We start from the raw sequence: 17,092 nt of genomic DNA on the forward strand, positions 1-17,092 counted from the left end.
CTACTTGTAATTTCCTGGCAATTTCGGTGCGTTCTCCGCCGCGCTGACTATGTATGCGGCTTGTCTTCGCGGCAAAAAACGTTAGCGCCGTCACGCGATGCGGGCGAAACAACGGCATCGGCTTTCGGTCTGCGTCTTTTGATATATCACATACCATATTTTTAGGACCGTCAAGCGAGGTTTATCCCGCATTAGCCGGGAAGCCCCGCGCCTGCTGCGTTCGACACAAATAAAAAAGGCCCGCGGTGGCTGCGCCGCGGGCCCTTCCTGTCCTACTCATTCATCAAACGCCGCCTCGCGAGGCAGCCGCGTCAGTCCAGAAAATCGCAATTCGCCTCGACGAACGCCGCCAGATCCAGCGAATGCTGACGGGTGAGACGCTCGGCCAGTTCGGTATCGCGCTTCTCCAGCGCTTCGATAATGCGCAGATGATCGACGATCGAGCGCGACGCGCGGTCGCTCTGCGAAATGGTCATGCGGCGAATCGCGCGCACGTGGATGAAGATATTCTTGATTGTGTCGAGAATGATCTGCGACTTGGACAACTCGACAATCGCCTGGTGAAACGCAATGTTGGCGTCCGAATACTCGGCGATGTGTTCCGCCGGCGTCGCGTCGCGGAAGTTGTCGAACATGTGGCGCAGACGGGCGATTTCCTCGTCCGTGGCGTGCAGCGTGGCAAGACGCGCCGCCATGCTTTCGAGCGCGGCCCACATCTGGATCATCTCGACGATTTCACGCTTGCTCTTGCGCACGATATAGATGCCGCGGCGCGGCACCATGCGCAGAAAACCTTCCTGTTCGAGCAGCGTCATGGCCTCGCGCACCGGCGTGCGGCTAACGCCGAGCGACTCGCTCAGCACCCGCTCGTCGAGACGGATTTCTTCACGGTTCTGATAGATGTCCGCGTCGGCAATGGCCTGGCGGAGCATCGCATACGCCTGATCGCGCAAGCTCGCGCTCGCGCCGATCGGCTGCAATGACAACGTCAACGGTGTGGCCACTGCTTCAGTTTGAAGTTCTGACGACATTCATCGCCTCTTGTTGAACATGCGCACGATACGGTCTTGCCACTGCCACGCGTTGCTCGCCCAAGCCGACGAAGCGGCCATGTTGCGCTGCAAGCTGCGCGACAGGCTGCGGAATCCAGCGGGTCAACAGCACAGTGGCGGCAGAGCCTAAACCGACAACAGCAATGGCAAACAGGGAGAGAGGAACAACTTCCATTTGTAACTCCGAATGATTGAGTGAAGGAATGACTCAATCATATGCTGCAATGCCGCAAAAATCAATATTCCGTATGTAGTATATCAGTCGCTGTTGTTTTTAGGATTATCTACTCACGGTAGCACGGGCCGCTCCGGGGTGTTCGGTCAAGCGGGCCGACGTGGCAAAAGATGGCGCTGTCGGGCTGCCGCCCTGTAAGAATCCGGTAGTTCATTCCGGACAACGCCACCGTCGGGCCTCGAATCGGCAGATTACGCTCGTGTTTCACCAGGCAAACATCATATGTATTTGTATCTCATATTGCCAAGGGCTTGATCGCCCCCTATCGTTCGACGAAGTTGATTTCGTCGCGAATTCGAGCACGCCATATGCAATGAAAATACATATATCGGCGGCATCGAAAACCGCAATTTTTACGCCACAAGACCTAAAGCATTCTTGTGCAAGGCCGATAACAACTAATTCGTCACCGGGAGACCGACCATGAGTAGCATCACCGAGCCGAGCGGGAATTCAGGCTCCGCCCCCTTCTTTTCCAAGCAGGCCACCGTCGCGAAGCCAGGTTTTTCGCGCTGGATGGTTCCGCCCGCGGCCCTTGCCGTCCACCTCTGCATCGGCCAGGCGTACGCCTTTTCCGTGTTCAACGGTCCGTTGACAAAAGTCATCGGCATCACGCAATCGACTGCTGACGACTGGTCCCTGACCTCGCTCGGCTGGATCTTCTCGCTGGCGATCGTGTTCCTCGGTTTGTCGGCGGCCTTCGCGGGCAAGTGGCTCGAACGCGTCGGCCCGCGCCGCACGATGTTTACCGCCGCATGCTGCTTCGGCGGTGGATTCCTGGTTTCCGCGCTCGGCGTATACCTGCATCAGATCGTGCTGCTCTATCTCGGCTACGGCGTGATCGGCGGAATCGGGCTCGGCCTCGGCTACGTGTCGCCGGTGTCCACGCTGATCCGCTGGTTCCCGGATCGCCGCGGTATGGCGACCGGCATGGCGATCATGGGCTTCGGCGGTGGCGCGATGATCGCCGCGCCGTTGTCCGTGGCGTTGATGAATCATTTCCGCAGCGCGACCAGCATCGGCGTGGCCGAAACGTTCGTCGTGCTCGGCATTGCGTATTTCATCTCGATGACGATCGGCGCACTCGCGATCCGCGTGCCGCCGACGGACTGGAAGCCGGCCGGCTGGACGCCGGGCGCCACGAATCAGAACAAGATGATCTCGCGCAATCACGTGCATATCGATCAGGCGTTGAAGACGCCGCAGTTCTATCTGATCTGGCTCGTGCTGTTCCTGAACGTGACGGCCGGCATCGGCATTCTCGGCCAGGCCTCGGTGATGATTCAGGAGAGCTTCAAGGACACGGTGTCGGCAGCCGCGGCGGCTGGTTTCGTCGGCCTGCTGTCGCTCTTCAATATGGGCGGCCGTTTCGTGTGGGCGTCGGCGTCGGACTGGATCGGCCGTAAGAACACCTACTTCATCTTCTTCGCGCTCGGCGCGGTGCTGTACTACCTCGTGCCCGGTTTCGCGGCGTCGGGCCACATCGCCCTTTTCGTGCTCGCCTACTGCGTGATCCTGACGATGTACGGCGGCGGCTTCTCGACCGTGCCGGCTTATCTCGCCGACATGTTCGGCACGGCGTTCGTCGGCGGCATTCACGGGCGTCTGCTGACGGCGTGGGCCGCGGCGGGCGTCGCCGGTCCGGTGCTGGTCAACTACATTCGCGCTTATCAAGTCGCGCAAGGCGTCGCCAAGGCGGATGCGTACACGATGACCGTTCACATCATGGCCGTGCTGCTGGTAGTGGGCTTCGTCTGCAACCTGCTGATCAAGCGTGTGGACGACAAGCACCACATGACCGACGCACAACTCGCCAAAGGCGCTTAAGGAGACTCGCATGTCGACCATTCAAGCAGTGAATCAGACCAGCAAGGTCAAACTCGCCGTCTTCTGGCTGTATGTGACGCTGCCGCTGGCATGGGGCGTGGTCAATACGCTCTCGCAGGCAATGAAGCTCTTCAAGTAAATGTCGTTCGGCACCCCGCGCGCTCGGACGTGCGGGGTGCCTCTGCAGCGAGTGTGACTCGCTGACTGTCTACCGACGCATTCCAGCAGCGCTCATTTCCCGCCGCCCGGCTACCATTGATACGCCGCCCCGGCCGTGACCGCAGTGGTGGCGGAACTGATGCCCGCGCCGAGTTTCACCTTCAGACTCTGCGTGACGCGCGCCGACAGACCCACCGCCACCGCCTGATAGCCTTTGTAACCAGCCGTTCCGACGCCGATTGCGAGGTTCTTCGTGGCATCGACTTCGGGGATCGAGGTCAGCGCCAGCGCCGATGCCGTTCCGGAGTACGCGTTGCGCGCCATGTCACTCAAACCGCCCTGGAACTGCTGCATGTTGACGGCGTCGGTCGGCCCCTGCCCCGCCGCGACGTTGGTGATACGGCGCTCGCTGCCGGACGAGCCCACCGACACCGTGTTGGTCACATCGGCCACCGAGCCCTCGCCGATCGCGACCGAGTTCGGCGCCGATGCTTTGGCGCCGCCGCCGATCGCCACGGAACCGTTGCCGATTGCCTGTGCAGCGTTACCCGAACTGTTGACGGCAACATAGGGCGTGCCGCTGGTCTGGTTGTTCCGCACCACGTTGATCTGCTGGCTAAGCGTGCTGACAGTCTGGTTGGTGGTCCAGAGTTGCGCTCCGGTCACCGCGTCGGTACTGGTGGCCGACAGTGTGCCGTCCTGCAGATTGGTCATCTGGACTTTCGGCGCATTGGCCGCCGCGCCGCCGAGGGTGATTCGGTCATGCGCCGAACTGTCGTACTGCACCGCATTCGCAACCGCGCCGCCAAGGTTGCCGACGGTGCTTTGCAGACCGGCGATATCGCTGCTGTTCTGCGTCACGCGCCCGTCCAGGTTGGTGATCGCGCCGCCGACATTGTTCACGACCGTGCCGCCCACGCTATACGACGGCGCCGAGACCGAACCGTCCGCGTTGACGGTCGCCCCGCCGCCGAGCGCCACCGCCGTGCTCGCCGCCTGCGCGTATAGTTGCGAGCCATTGACCGCGTTGCTGCTGGCCGGCCCCACCGTGCCGGCTGCCACGCCTGTGACGACGCGGTTGCCCGCCGTGCCGGCCATGTCGATCAGCTTGCCGTCCGTGATCGCACCGACGTTGATGACGCGCGACACGGGATCCTGCGTGACCATCCCAATGCCGCCGTTCTGCATGCTTTGCTGCAAGGTGTTGAGGCCTGTGTCGAGCGAGTCGAGCGCGTTGCCGACGGTGGTTTGCGTGCCGCCCTGCATGTGATAGCTGGGGCCGGTCAGCGAACCGTCGGCGTTGATCTGCGCGCCGCCGCCCAGCGCGGCCACCATCGGTCTGAACTGGCCGAGATTGACCGCGGAGGAATCCGTGGTGCCGGCCGCAATGCCCGTCAACTCCCGTGCGCCCCCGGTCCCGGTGAAATCGATGCGAGCGCCGTTCGTGTCCTTCGCCACCGTGAGATTACGCGAGGTCTGATCCTGCTGAACCAGCCCGATCTCGCCATTGCTGATCTGGTTCGTGATGTTGCTCACGTCGCCTTCGATCGTCGTGGTGCGCTGATCGAGTTTGCTGATATTCGTGGTGTTGTCCGTGGTGCGCTGATCGAGGTTGGTGATGTTCGTCGTGTTGTCCGTGACGCGCTGATCGAGGTTGCTGATATTCGTCGTGTTATCCGTGACGCGCTGATCGAGGTTGCTGATGTTCGTCGTGTTGTCCGTGACCCGTCGATCGAGGTTGCTAATGTTCGTCGTGTTATCCGTGACGCGCTGATCGAGGTTCGTGATGCTGCCTGTGTTCTGCGCGACGGCCTGATTGGTGGCGAACAATTGTGCGCCGTTGACGGCGTCCGAACTGCCGGCGGCAAGATTCGCGGCGCGCACGTTGGTGAGCCGGACCGGCGCGCTACTGCTGCCTAACGTGACGGTATCGTGAGAGCTCGAATCGTACTGAACGGAATCGGCGCTGGCCTGGGTGGTGGTCGTGACGACGGCTGCGAGCGCGGAGCCCACATCGTTGTATATCCTCCCGCCGACCTTATAGACGGGCTTCGCAATCGTTCCGTCCGCGGCAACGTCGGTGCCGCCTCCCAGCACGCCCGCCATGCCCTTCAACTGCGAGACGTTAGTGGCATCGCTGCCCTGGGTGCCGGCCCCGACATTGGCGATCTGCCGTTGCAGCGTGGCGGTGCCGACTGAGACGGTATTCGCCCGGTCCGCGGAGGAATCCGCACCCAACGCGACCGATCCCGCTGCCGTGGCCGTCGCACCGGAACCAAACGCGATTGCTTTCGTGGCGGCCGCCGTGATAAGGGCGCCGCTACCCGCTGCGATCGAGTTCGCCGCGTCCGTTTGGACGCTCGTCCCGATAGCCAATGCATTGACGTTCTGAACGGCTGCGTTATAGCCGATTGCAACACCATTCTCTGCAAAATTGTTGCTTGTCGCACCCGCGCCCACCACCGTCGCATTGGGTGCCAACGCTGCGGCTCCCGCGCCGACGGCGGTCGTATTGACGCGCGCCGCGCCCGAACTGGTGCCAACGGCGAGCGCGTTATTGTCGATGGCCATCGCGCCGACGCCGATCGCCATTGCGTTTTCGCCTCCCGACGCTGACGTCGTCAACGCGGGCGTCGTGAACGGACTGACGGCAATGAATTGGGTGACGGGTACTGGATCAGCCAGCGCAGCAGTTGCAAGCGTTAGCGTTTTTGAACGGTTCACATTGGACTCGGGCGTTTGGCCGACAGTCACCGGATCGGCGACATCCCATTCGACAGGCGCATTCATGAGTGGGTTGGGCGACTCCCCGGCCGCTTTCGCGGGCAAAGCCATCACTAACGTCCCAAACAGACTGGTGCCGACGGCTAGCAGTGCGCTATAGCCTACAACCCCTCGCCCACCACGACCTTTCGTCACCTCGGACCCCGCCGCGTATGTGCGGGTCGTGCTATTCCATACGCTCTCATAAGACTTGTTCAACATTCCTCCCAATCTTTTATAGAAGATCCAAGCACCAGGATTTTTACTATGTCATCCTAATTATTTAACGCGATCCAATAGAAACTTAAGACAGCGTGACTACCTGGTCACGACCACAAAGTCGCCGAGCACAAATATACCGTGTAAAGCGATTTTTTAGCTTATATTGGAAAAACGACATAGCGCGTTTAAGACCAAAAATGCCAAACGTCTTATATCGCGCTCATTATTTCTAGGCACTTCTAAGAAGAAATTTTGACTATTCCGAATCAGCGCACGAGACAGCGCTAATTCCGTTTGAAGTTCTCAAAACGGGACGAAAATCGACCACAACGGGTCTACCCTCGGCAGTCAAACGGAAGTCATACGGGAGAACTACACGTGAAGAGGCGTGAACTGATACAGCGGGTGACGCTATACCAAGGCAGATCTATCAGCGGCCCGCGGCCTCCAGACGCATCGGAAAACTGATTTCGAAGATCGTCCCCTCGCCTTCGTGCGAGTCGAAGCGAATCTCGCCCTGCAGCACCCGGCACAGTTCCTTGACGATCGCGAGGCCCAGGCCCGCGCCCGGAATGTCCTCGTCCGTGGCGCGCTCGAACTCCTTGAACACGCGCTCGCGGTCCGACGCGCCGATGCCCACGCCCGTATCCGACACGCGCAGGCGCCAGCGATCGTTTTCCATCGCCGTCATGCTCAATTCGACCTCGCCCGCCTTGGTGTATTTGGCCGCGTTGGTCAACAGGTTGAGCGCGACCTGTTTGAGCTTGAGACGGTTGGAGACGACCACGTCCAGCGCGCCGTCGAAGGCGGTCTGAAGCTGCAGCCCTTTCGCTTCGATCGCGCTTTCGCAGGAGATCACCAGTTCGTCGAACAGCTCGCGCAGCGCGAAGCTTTCCAGCACGAGCGGACTGTCGTCGCCGAGCACCACCGAGTATTCGACCAGTTCGTCGACCAGCGTTTTCATATCGGCCGCCTGACGGTTTGCCAGCGCGAGCGCGGTCTCGGTTTTGGACGGCGCGCGGCCGATCAGTTGCAGCGCCATCGAAAACACGTTGAGAAAGTTGCGCAGGTCGTGCACGACGCTGCGCGTGATTTGCATGCGCGACTCGTACAGGTCGCCGACCAGCCGTTGCTTGAGCGTCAGCTCGTGATTGGCGCGCTCGAGGCGCTCGGTGTAGTCGTCGATCGTGCGGTCGCGTTCGTTGACGACCTCGCGGATCGACGTCAGCGTGACAAAGCTCACGGCTTCGTCGATGAAGTGCCGCGCCCGCTCCTCGTGACGCCGCGTGAAATACGGCCGCGCTTCGCTGAATTCGACGATCGCGCCGGTCAGCATCTGCCGGAACAGATCGAGCTCGCGCACCAGTTCGTCGATCCGGTACCCTTGCTTCCAGCGCAATTTGCCGTGCAAGCGCGCGTCGCGTTCGATCGCGCTCTCTACGTGGTCGAGATCCTGGTTCTCCAGCACGCTGCAGATTTCGTCGAGGATATTCGGAATGTGATCGGCCAGTTGTTCGTAGGTCAGCCGGTCAGATTCGGTCAATTCTGCGTCATGAAAGACCGCCTTCATCCAGCGTTCGGTCAGTTCGACCTGTTGCAGGCGCAACTGTTTGGCGAAAGCGGTGAGCGGCAGTACGTGCGAGTCTGTCATGTGGGAGACCTGGCGCCGCATGGCGGCGAAAATAGGTGTTCCGCGCCGTCCCGGCGAGACTTCCTTCAGGACATGCTTAACGCGACCGCATGGACTGCAAACCGCGCTCAGGAGGCAATGGTGAGCGCTGCGCAAGCCGCCCGGGCGCCTCCAGTATGCGCGATTTATGGAACAAAAATTAACCAGGGTTAGGACGTGTCCGCCCGGCTCGTCCCAAAGAAGGAAGTCCGGGAGGTTGCCACCCGGAGGTCATCCCCCTTGCGCGAAACTGCCCCGCCGCTTCAGATCCTCTCGAACAGCACGTCCTGCGCGCCTTCCCACAGCACTTTGGTGCCGAGCTCGCGCAGCTTCTCCTTGCCTTCGACGATCGTCAGGAAGTGATTGCCCGCGAGTTGCCCCATCTTGCTCGCGAAGCAGCACGAACCGTACGCGAGAATGATCTCGGTTTCGCTATAGCCGCCGGGATAAAACAGGATATCGCCGACCGACGGATGGCTCGTATGGTTCTCGAAGCCGACCGCGTTGCCGTCGTTTTCGAGCTTGAAGTCGCCGAGCGGCACCCAGCATCCTTCGCCGCTCCAGCGCACGTGGATGAGCTTTTGCCGGTACGGTAGGAGCTTCAGGAAAGCGGCCACGGTTTGCGGCGCGTCCGGATGGGTTTCGGCGGTAAAGACATGGCCGCAGGAGGTGATTCGGAGTCGGGTCATCGCCAGGTTTCCAGTGTGAAGGTGAAGGGAACGGTCGGTCGGAGCGCTTGACGCAGGGCGAGGAGCCAAGCCACGGGCAGATGATTCTGTCGTCCGATGCAAGGCTTCGACAGATACAGTTGCTGTCCGACTGGTCAGTCCATTTGGACCTGTGCCAATGTTTTGAGCGAATTACGCCCGGCAAGCCACACCGGCACACGCATGCCAGGTCCAACCACCTCGCCGCCACGAAAGTTCGTAGTTTGCAAGCTGCGCAATGCACAGCACACTGCGCGATGTGCGTGATTCCCGAAGGCGGCTCATCGGCTGAATCTTCCGGCGACCCGATCTTGTCCGCGGTCGGAGGCAGGGCGGCAGCACTGCCCGGCGGCGAAAGCGGCGAGGGGCGAGGCGCCCTCATCAGGCTGCCTCGAATCGTCCACTGCCGTCCCGCCATTGCCGCGCTGACCAGCCGGCCACTTCCAGCCGCGCAATCCGTACTTCAGCCGCGCAGCCGGTAAGCGAGCGGCGTTACGCCGTAGCCACGCTTGAACTGCACGGAGAAATGACTGGCATTCTCGAAACCAACCGCGATCGCAATTTGCAGCACGGTCTGACCGGTGGCACGCAACAGCCGCGCGGCTTCCTCGAGCCGCAAGCGCGATACATATTGATGCGGCGTCTCGCCGGTCTCGCGGCGAAACACCCGCGCAAAATGGAAACTGCTTAGCCCCGCCTGCGCGGCCAGTTCGCTGATCGCCAGATCACCGTCGAGATTGGCGCAAATGTAATCGGTTACACGGCGGACCCGGCGCGGCACGAGGCGCTCCGGGCGCGCCGGCGTTGCGGCGGGCCCGGGACGGCCGCGCGCATAGTGCTGCAACAGATGCGCGGCTAGCGCGTGGACCAGCGCATCGACATACAGACGCGAGTCGGACGGATCGGCGGCGGCGCGATGCAATGCAGCAAGCATCGCGGCGATTAGCGGATCGCGAAACTGCATCGCGTCGCCGAGGGACAGCTCACGGGAGCCGCCCAGTTCCATCTGCTCGGCGACGCTGTCGATCAGGCTGCGCTCGAGGTGCAAATGGACGGTCGACAGCGGCGCATCGCTGATCGAACGCCAGCGCCAGGAGATCGGCGCGGGCGGCACGAACCAGACGTCGCCCATATGCAGATCGGCGCTTTCCCAGCGCCCGTCCAGGTTGCGTTCGAGATGCTCGGCGCCGCTCGCGAGCGTCATCAGCGTGAGGTCCTGCAAGCCGGGCGCTTCCAGCAGCTCCTGCTCGGCCGGTTCGAGATACGAGCGCAGCACCAGGTGCCGCCACGGGCGATCCACGCTCGACACCAGTTTCTGGCCCGCCATGTAGCGGTCGTAGGCGAGCGTCGTTGTGAGTTTTGGAATTCGTACCATCACGTCCATTCCCAGGGAGGTGCCATATGAAGAGTGAACCCTGCCATGCCAGCGTTGCCGATTCTCTATCGCAGCAAGAACTCAAAAATGATAGCAAGGAACCGGCTACCGCAATTTCTGGAAATAGCTAATCATTCAGGTTGTCGTCTTTCACGCGTTTCGAACGCCGGAGCTACCGTTTCATGGAACACGAATGCGATACGCTGCCGCACTGGTTGACCGGTTCGCCGCAAGGTGAAGCCGGGCACGCGTCGGCAGCATACAACTCGGCGGTTGCCGCCCAACCGGCTTACCCGGCCGGCACGCGGCAACTCGAGAAATCAGCCCACGCGGCTGAAGCATCCAGGGCACCCAACCGCACCGCAACAGGCGTGGCGCCCGCAGGCTTTCTCACGCTCTTCACCGAGGAGGAGATCGGCACGCCCTCGCCCGCCGCGCGGCGCGCCGCACCCGTCATCAGTCCGCTGGTGCGCTTTGGCAGCGCGCAGGACCGCATCGAATTCGTGCGGCGGCGCATCAGGCAACTGGGCTTCGACTCGTTCAGCTATACAGCCACGCGCACGTCGGCGCATCACAAGACGATGTTCGTGCTGACCAGCTACGAGTCGCAGAACTGGCTCACGCGTTATTTTCGCGAGCGTTATTTCGAGCTCGACCCGCGCGTGGCCCTCGCCTCGCCCACCGGCATGCCGTTTCTCTGGAACACGGCCGACATGCGCGCCGACCTGCCGCGTGCGCAAATGCGCAGCGAACGCCTCGGCGGGCTGATCGACATGCTGGAGGCGACCGGGCGCAAAAGCGGCATTCTCACGCAGATGCCGCTGCCCGAGCCGGAACTGAGCGCGAGCCTGTGCTTCAACTCCGAGATCGGCAATCCGCGCTGGATGACCGAGTCGATCGTGGCCGAAACGCTGATGTTCGCGCACACGATCCACGAGTTCATCTGGACGCACGCGAAGAGCGTGATCGGCATCGCGCCCGCGCAGCAGCAACGCGTGACGCTGAGCGAATTGCAGCATGCGGTGCTGAAGGCGGTCGTGCAGGGTCAGCGAGACAAGGAGATTGCCTACTTCCTCGGGCTGTCGCCGCATAACGTCGATTACCACTTGCGCCGTCTGCGCCAGCTGTTCAATGTGCGCAACCGCGTGCAGTTGATCAATGTCGCGCAGGCTTATGTGACGTAGAGGCTGGCAAAGCTCAGAGCCGGCACGCGAACGCGTGCCGGACACCCGAAAAGCCGGTTGCGATCGCACCGCGCTTGCCGGGCTGACGTTTGCATGCGCGCGCTCATGCCCTCAGGTCTTGAGCCGATAACCCGTCTTGAAGATCCACGCGACGATCAACAAAAACACGGCCAGAAACAGTGCGGTCATGGCGAGACTCACCTCGACATTCACATCGGCGAGACCATAGAAGCTCCAGCGAAATCCGCTGACCAGATAGACGATCGGATTGAACAGCGTCACGACCTTCCAGAACGGCGGCAGCATATTGACCGCATAGAAACTGCCGCCGAGAAAAGTCAGCGGCGTGATAATCAGAAGCGGCACGAGTTGCAGCTTCTCGAAGCTATCCGCCCAGATGCCGATAATGAAACCGAGCAAACTGAACGTCACCGCCGTGAGCACGAGAAACAGGATCATCCAGAAAGGATGCTGCACTTGCAGCGGCACGAACAAGCCCGCGGTGGCGAGAATGATCAGTCCGAGCAGAATCGATTTGGTGGCCGCCGCGCCCACATAACTCACGACGATCTCCAGATACGATACGGGCGCCGACAGCAACTCATAGATCGTGCCGGTAAAGCGCGGAAAGTAGATCCCGAACGAAGCGTTCGAAATGCTTTGCGACAGCAGCGACAGCATGATCAAGCCCGGCACGATGAAGGCGCCGTAACTGATGCCGTCCACTTCCTTGATGCGCGAACCGATCGCCGCGCCGAACACGACGAAGTACAGCGAAGTCGAAATCACCGGCGCGATAATGCTCTGCATCAGCGTGCGCCAGGTGCGCGCCATCTCGAACTTGTAGATGGCGCGAATCGCGTAGATATTCATTGATTACCTCGGAGCAGACTGACGAAGATGTCTTCGAGCGAACTTTGGGTCGTGTGCAGGTCCTTGAAGCGGATGCCGGCGTCGTCGAGCGCCTTGAGCAGCGCGATGATGTCGGTGCGCCCGCCCTCGCCTTCGTAGGTGTAGATCAGCTCGTTGCCGCCCTTCGCGACGTCGAGCCCGTAACCGGCGAGCGAGGCCGGCACTTGCTCGAGCGGACTCTCCAGTTGCAGCGTCAACTGCTTCTTGCCGAGCTTGCGCATCAACTCCGTTTTCTCTTCGACCAGCATGATTTCACCCGCGCTGATCACGCCGATGCGATCGGCCATTTCCTCGGCCTCGTCGATATAGTGCGTGGTGAGGATGATCGTCACGCCGCTCTCGGCGAGCGAGCGCACCAGCTTCCACATGTCGCGACGCAGTTCCACGTCCACGCCGGCGGTCGGCTCGTCGAGGAACAGCACGCGCGGCTCGTGCGAGAGCGCCTTGGCGATCAGCACGCGCCGTTTCATGCCGCCCGAGAGCGTGATGATCTTGCTATTGCGCTTTTCCCACAGCGAGAGGTCGCGCAACACCTTTTCGACGTAGGCCGGATTTTTCGGCTTGCCGAACAGCCCGCGGCTGAACGAGACAGTCGCCCAGACGGTTTCGAAGGAGTCGGTGGTCAACTCCTGCGGCACGAGGCCGATCAGCGAGCGCGCACCGCGATAGTCGGTTGCGATGTCGCGGCCGTCCACCGTCACGCTGCCGGCGCTGGCGTTGACAATGCCGCAAATGATGCTGATGAGGGTCGTTTTGCCGGCCCCGTTCGGCCCGAGCAAAGCGAAGATTTCCCCGCGGTTGATGGCCAGATTGATGTTTTTAAGTGCATGAAAACCGGTGGCATAGGTTTTCGACAGGTTCGTGACTGAGACGATTGGCTGCATGGAATCGACGATGGCAGACACCGTTGTTTGATTAGAGGGAGCGATGCTAAAGCACCATCGCACCCGCAATGTAAAGGAAAGTGGGAAAGCGTGCAGCGCATCGCGGCGGTGCGCCGGAAACGCGGGGTCGAGGGAGCGATAGAAGCGCGCCGCACCGGCACGGCAAAAGGCGCAAGTTGGCCGGCTTCGCTGCAGTGCAAAATAGTTCGGTTTCCAAAGCGGTTTGGTCGCGCGACGCCGGGAACGCCTCCTGCTCGATTGTTGGCAGTGCCGCCGCGGCGCCTGTCCGAGCGAAACGCGCTCGAGCGAGGCACACCGCTTGCGGCAGTCCATGCATGCAAGTGACAGGCGCTTGCGTGACATTAGACCGACTCTATGGAGGTGAACCATGAAACGCATTACCAGGACGATTTTCGCTTCGGCACTCGTGATGGCATTGTCTGGCGGCGCTTATGCGCAGGCAGGCGGCGGCGCGGGAGGGGCCGGCGGCGGTGCGGGTGGTGGCGGCACCGGCGTGGGTGCGGGCGGCGGCACGACCGGCGGCGCGGGTGGGACTGCCACACCGGGCACGGGCGCCGGGTCGATGAAAAGCCCGAGCGAGTCCGGCTACGGCTCGCCGGGTGTGACCGGCACCGGTGGCGGCACGGGCACCGGCACTGGGGCGACACCCAATAGCCCGTCGATGAACCGCCCGAACAGCGGCATGAGCAATGGCATGAACAAAGGCACGAACAAAGGCATGAGCAACGGGACCGGTAATGGCATGAACAACGGTGCCGGCGGCACGACGCAGAACGGCCAGTAAAACAGGCTGTCGTTGGATTGACCGGTTCAGTTTCGAACGGGGCGGCGGCGCTGATGTAAAGCCTCGCCGCCCTCTTTTTTGAAGCGCCGATCACGCGTTCATCCACCGGGGGCTCGGATCACGCACGCGAGTCATTCCCCTTGCGAGGCATTTTTTCAATAACTGCCGCTCACGGCTCCGCGCAAACGAAACTGTCGGCGGAATTCACATTGCCTCTGCCGACATAGCGCGGAAACAGCGGATAGCGGCACAGCGGACGCGAGCGCCCATTGGTCGCCGCCGCGATATCGGTTGCCGTCAGCGTCTCGGGCGATGCCCCGCGCGTCACCCAATTGTCGAGCGCGCCCAGCAGATCGACCGATGGAATGAACACGCCGCTGCCGTGCTGGAATCCCGGCACCATGTACAAGCGCATGAAACCATTGACCTGGTCGATGCCGAACCTGGCCACCAGTCTGTCGTAGTAAGCGATGGTCTGGTTCGGGCTGATGACTTCGTCGGCGAGGCCTTGCAGCGTGATGAGCTTGCCGCCGCGCGCGATGTAGCGCGTGAGATCGGGGTTCATCGCGCCGATCGTCTGCGACAGCGCGACCAGTTGCGCGCGATATTTGCCGGGGTGTTGCGGGTCGAACCTGAGCGAGTCGAAGGCGGCGTCCCGCGCGACGAAGTAGCGGATATAGCCGTCGCCTTGCGCGAACAGGTAGCCGTTGGCAAAAAACGTCGGCACCGGCAAGCGCTCCGGCTGATGCGCGAGGCCGAGCAGGCCGCTCAGATGCGTGCCCTGAAAAATGTTGTAGCCCCTGTAGCCGTCGACATCCCACGCCAAACGGTAGGGCAACGAGAGCCCGTCGCGCATCACGAGCAAGGTGGCAAGCTGCGTGTTGGTGAGGCATTCATCGTGCGAAGGCGTCCGTCCGCTGCAGCGCAACGAATCGATGATCTCCGCCTCGCGCTCACGGCATGCGGCGACGTCGCTGACAATGCCGTCCGCCGCGCCGTCGAGCCGGTCGCACGCGGCGAGCGTGCGTTGATAGACGTGTTCGAGCAGCATCGGTGGAATGAAGCCGTCGGGCGTGCTGTATTCCGCCTGGCCGAGTTTCACGCCCAGCAGACGCACGCCAGTGAAATTGAGCGCGGGCGAATTCGCGATCACGCCGTCGTAATCGTCGGGATAGCGCTGCATCACGGTGTAGCCTTCGCGGCCGCCGGTCGAGCCGCCGGCGAAATACATGCGTTGCGGCGGCCGGCCGTATGCGCGGACAATCAGCGCAAGCGCGGCATCGTGGGTTTTCTTCAGATGCGCAAAGCCGAAGTTAGTGACCGCCTCGTCGACGAGGCCGAACACCGCCACCGATGAATCGCCGACATGCCCCGAGTCGTCGCCGAAGGTCGCATAACCTTGCGCGAGCGGCGCGCGGTTCGGCGAAAACGGCATCACGCCGGTGCCGCTCACCACCACGCCGTTATAACCGCCGCCACCGATCTGCAACGCGCGGCCATTCCAGCGGCGCGGCAAATTCAGATCAAAACGGATATCCGGCGTCGTGGCGCTGAACCCTTTGATGCGGCCGGTGATACGGCAATACTCGCCGCCTTGCTGATTACCGGGCGCGGTCGCGCTCACCATCGCCGCGCTTTCGATCTGCACGCCGGCAGTGGGCAACGCAATCAGTTCGGGTTGCAGGACGGCGCCCGCCAATTCCGCACAGCGCATGGCGAGCGGCGCTTCCGCAAGCGCGGCGAGCGCTGGCTGAGCGGCCAGCCACAACATTGCGCCGACAATGCGGATGACCGCACGCGAATCTCGCGCGACACGCGCACAGCGCCGACGCGACCTCATCCGTAACCCGCGCCATTGGCGACCGCAGCCGACTTCTGCCCTTTCCAGCCGTTCCAGCCGCGCGCGATCATCAGCACGGCGCCGATAGCGACGAGATCGCCGCCCAGACCGATCAGCACGCCGCGAAAGCCATGAAACATATGCGGCGTCGCCGTATCGACGATCAGCGAAACGAGTGTGCCCGCAACGAAACACACGAGCCCCGTGCGGCCGACGGTCACCACGGCGGGCAGCCGCCGCGCGAGCCACGCGATGCTGCCCAGACGCACGAGCTGTGCGGCGAGCCAGGCAATGACGATGAAGTTGATCACGCGGTCAGGAGACAGATTCTGTTTAAACGCGCCGGGCAAAGGCTGCGTCAGCACGAAGAGTTTGACGATAGCGAACGCCAGCACCGCGACCACCGCGACTCGCGTGAACCAGCGCGCGGTACGGGTTGCGTGAAAGCACTCGCTGATGGGTTGCACCCGGCAGAGAATCCCGAGCACGAACATCAGTTGCCATGCAAACGGATTAAAAGCCCAGTCGGCCACATCGTCAATGCTGAATAATGCGGCCAACGGCCGGGCCAGCGCCCAGATCAGCAAGCTCAGGTTTACCGCCATGAGCGGCGAACGCCGCGCCAGCGGCACCGCGAACGGCACGCTGAGCGCGAAAACCACGTACATGGGCAATACACTCGACAGATAAGGCTGGCGCCGCAGCAGCATGATATCGAAAGCGTCGCGCAGCGGCTGAACCGCAAAAGGCGGCCAGCCGGTGAGGTCCACCATGGGACGGTTCAGATTCAGCGTTGCGAGAATGGCGCCGGACAGCAGCGTCAAGACCGCCGTCAACAGATAGGCACGGTAGATTTCCCAGCAGCGCCGCATGAAGCGCATCTTCGCCGCGTTCTCGCCGCGGCCCGCGAGCACCGCCGTGTATGCCGCCGCCGATGCATAGCCGCCGAGAAACACGAACACTTCAGCCGAATCGCACAACGCGTAGGCATGCAGCATCAGATGCGACAGCGTGCTGCCCGGAATGTGGTCCAGCACGATGACGATCAGCACGACGCCGCGGAAGAAGTCCACTTCGATCGAGCGCCCTCCAAGGGGACTTCCACCGGGGCGGCCGCGACGGGTTTCCATTCAGGTTCTCGCAGGAGAGACGCACGCATGCCGCGCGTCGTTTTTCGTAGAAACACCATGACAATAAAACGTTCCCAGCGAGGCTGCGCAGATCAACGCTGGGCGCTGACAACGCGCCTCTAATTGCGGATCATGTGGCAGTGATTTGAAATTCGGTTGTCGGCATGCGGTAATACTGAGTCATCGCGTCTTCAATTCGCGGCAAGATTTGCGGCTTTAATTCAGCGTCGCGCGGGAGATCGGTAATCGGCACGGAAAATAAATCGCTGAATGCAATGCGCGATTTTTTTCGCTTTTTTTCATCGTAGGATGGTTTCATGCACGCCCG

Annotated in this window: 15 protein-coding genes; 4 read left to right on the forward strand and 11 right to left on the reverse strand. The window is 61.8% G+C overall.

Going from position 1 to position 17,092, the window contains the following annotated elements:
• Positions 1 to 311: 311 nt before the first annotated feature.
• Together B0G80_RS32990 and B0G80_RS32995 are read right to left on the reverse strand one after the other, a co-directional pair.
• Complete coding sequence (locus B0G80_RS32990; RefSeq protein ID WP_012427873.1) at positions 312 to 1,031, reverse strand: GntR family transcriptional regulator; 720 nt, start codon at positions 1,029 to 1,031, stop codon at positions 312 to 314.
• A complete protein-coding gene (locus tag B0G80_RS32995; RefSeq protein WP_106282484.1) occupies positions 1,009 to 1,227 on the reverse strand; it encodes a hypothetical protein in 219 nt (72 codons plus the stop codon). Before B0G80_RS32995 ends, B0G80_RS32990 begins: the two co-directional genes overlap by 23 nt.
• Before the next feature lie 483 nt (positions 1,228 to 1,710).
• On the opposite strand from B0G80_RS32995, the gene B0G80_RS33000 reads away from it, so the two are divergent.
• Together B0G80_RS33000 and B0G80_RS33005 are read left to right on the forward strand one after the other, a co-directional pair.
• The gene (locus B0G80_RS33000) at positions 1,711 to 3,114 is read left to right on the forward strand and encodes an OFA family MFS transporter (RefSeq protein ID WP_116122039.1); all 1,404 of its coding nucleotides are present in this window, start codon (positions 1,711 to 1,713) and stop codon (positions 3,112 to 3,114) included.
• A gap of 10 nt (positions 3,115 to 3,124) precedes the next feature.
• Complete coding sequence (locus B0G80_RS33005; RefSeq protein WP_106282486.1) at positions 3,125 to 3,253, forward strand: oxalate:formate antiporter; 129 nt, start codon at positions 3,125 to 3,127, stop codon at positions 3,251 to 3,253.
• A gap of 110 nt (positions 3,254 to 3,363) precedes the next feature.
• Here B0G80_RS33005 and B0G80_RS33010 read toward each other — a convergent pair whose 3' ends face one another.
• The 4 genes from B0G80_RS33010 to B0G80_RS33025 all read right to left on the reverse strand — a co-directional run bounded on the left by B0G80_RS33010 (position 3,364) and on the right by B0G80_RS33025 (position 10,009).
• Complete coding sequence (locus tag B0G80_RS33010; protein WP_408968727.1) at positions 3,364 to 6,063, reverse strand: YadA-like family protein; 2,700 nt, start codon at positions 6,061 to 6,063, stop codon at positions 3,364 to 3,366.
• Between the two features lie 625 nt (positions 6,064 to 6,688).
• The gene (locus B0G80_RS33015; RefSeq protein ID WP_116122041.1) at positions 6,689 to 7,909 is read right to left on the reverse strand and encodes a sensor histidine kinase; all 1,221 of its coding nucleotides are present in this window, start codon (positions 7,907 to 7,909) and stop codon (positions 6,689 to 6,691) included.
• Positions 7,910 to 8,190: 281 nt separating this feature from the next.
• Complete coding sequence (locus B0G80_RS33020) at positions 8,191 to 8,616, reverse strand: DUF3830 family protein (protein ID WP_116122042.1); 426 nt, start codon at positions 8,614 to 8,616, stop codon at positions 8,191 to 8,193.
• A 481-nt stretch (positions 8,617 to 9,097) separates the two neighbouring features.
• Entirely contained in the window at positions 9,098 to 10,009 is a 912-nt protein-coding gene (locus tag B0G80_RS33025) for a helix-turn-helix domain-containing protein (protein WP_116123810.1), read from the reverse strand.
• 182 nt (positions 10,010 to 10,191) lie between these two features.
• Here B0G80_RS33025 and B0G80_RS33030 point away from each other — a divergent pair, with 182 nt between their 5' ends.
• On the forward strand, positions 10,192 to 11,193 hold the full coding sequence (locus B0G80_RS33030) for a LuxR family transcriptional regulator (RefSeq protein ID WP_116123811.1): 1,002 nt from the start codon (positions 10,192 to 10,194) through the stop codon (positions 11,191 to 11,193).
• Between the two features lie 111 nt (positions 11,194 to 11,304).
• Here B0G80_RS33030 and B0G80_RS33035 read toward each other — a convergent pair whose 3' ends face one another.
• Both B0G80_RS33035 and B0G80_RS33040 read right to left on the reverse strand, forming a co-directional pair.
• On the reverse strand, positions 11,305 to 12,066 hold the full coding sequence (locus B0G80_RS33035) for an ABC transporter permease (protein WP_116122043.1): 762 nt from the start codon (positions 12,064 to 12,066) through the stop codon (positions 11,305 to 11,307).
• Positions 12,063 to 12,989, reverse strand: a complete 927-nt coding sequence (locus B0G80_RS33040) for an ABC transporter ATP-binding protein (RefSeq protein WP_106282491.1) — start codon at positions 12,987 to 12,989, stop codon at positions 12,063 to 12,065. Before B0G80_RS33040 ends, B0G80_RS33035 begins: the two co-directional genes overlap by 4 nt.
• Before the next feature lie 388 nt (positions 12,990 to 13,377).
• On the opposite strand from B0G80_RS33040, the gene B0G80_RS46155 reads away from it, so the two are divergent.
• Positions 13,378 to 13,794, forward strand: a complete 417-nt coding sequence (locus B0G80_RS46155; protein ID WP_181920109.1) for a hypothetical protein — start codon at positions 13,378 to 13,380, stop codon at positions 13,792 to 13,794.
• A gap of 169 nt (positions 13,795 to 13,963) precedes the next feature.
• On the opposite strand, the gene B0G80_RS33050 is transcribed toward B0G80_RS46155, so the two are convergent.
• From B0G80_RS33050 to B0G80_RS33060, 3 genes are all read right to left on the reverse strand, one after another.
• Positions 13,964 to 15,565, reverse strand: a complete 1,602-nt coding sequence (locus tag B0G80_RS33050; protein ID WP_408968731.1) for a tannase/feruloyl esterase family alpha/beta hydrolase — start codon at positions 15,563 to 15,565, stop codon at positions 13,964 to 13,966.
• Between the two features lie 65 nt (positions 15,566 to 15,630).
• Entirely contained in the window at positions 15,631 to 16,764 is a 1,134-nt protein-coding gene (locus B0G80_RS33055; protein WP_116122046.1) for an OpgC domain-containing protein, read from the reverse strand.
• Between the two features lie 130 nt (positions 16,765 to 16,894).
• Entirely contained in the window at positions 16,895 to 17,083 is a 189-nt protein-coding gene (locus tag B0G80_RS33060) for a hypothetical protein (RefSeq protein ID WP_116122047.1), read from the reverse strand.
• Between the last annotated feature and the right edge of the window lie 9 nt (positions 17,084 to 17,092).

The sequence above is a fragment of the Paraburkholderia sp. BL6669N2 genome (genome assembly GCF_003387275.1).
GTDB lineage: Bacteria > Pseudomonadota > Gammaproteobacteria > Burkholderiales > Burkholderiaceae > Paraburkholderia.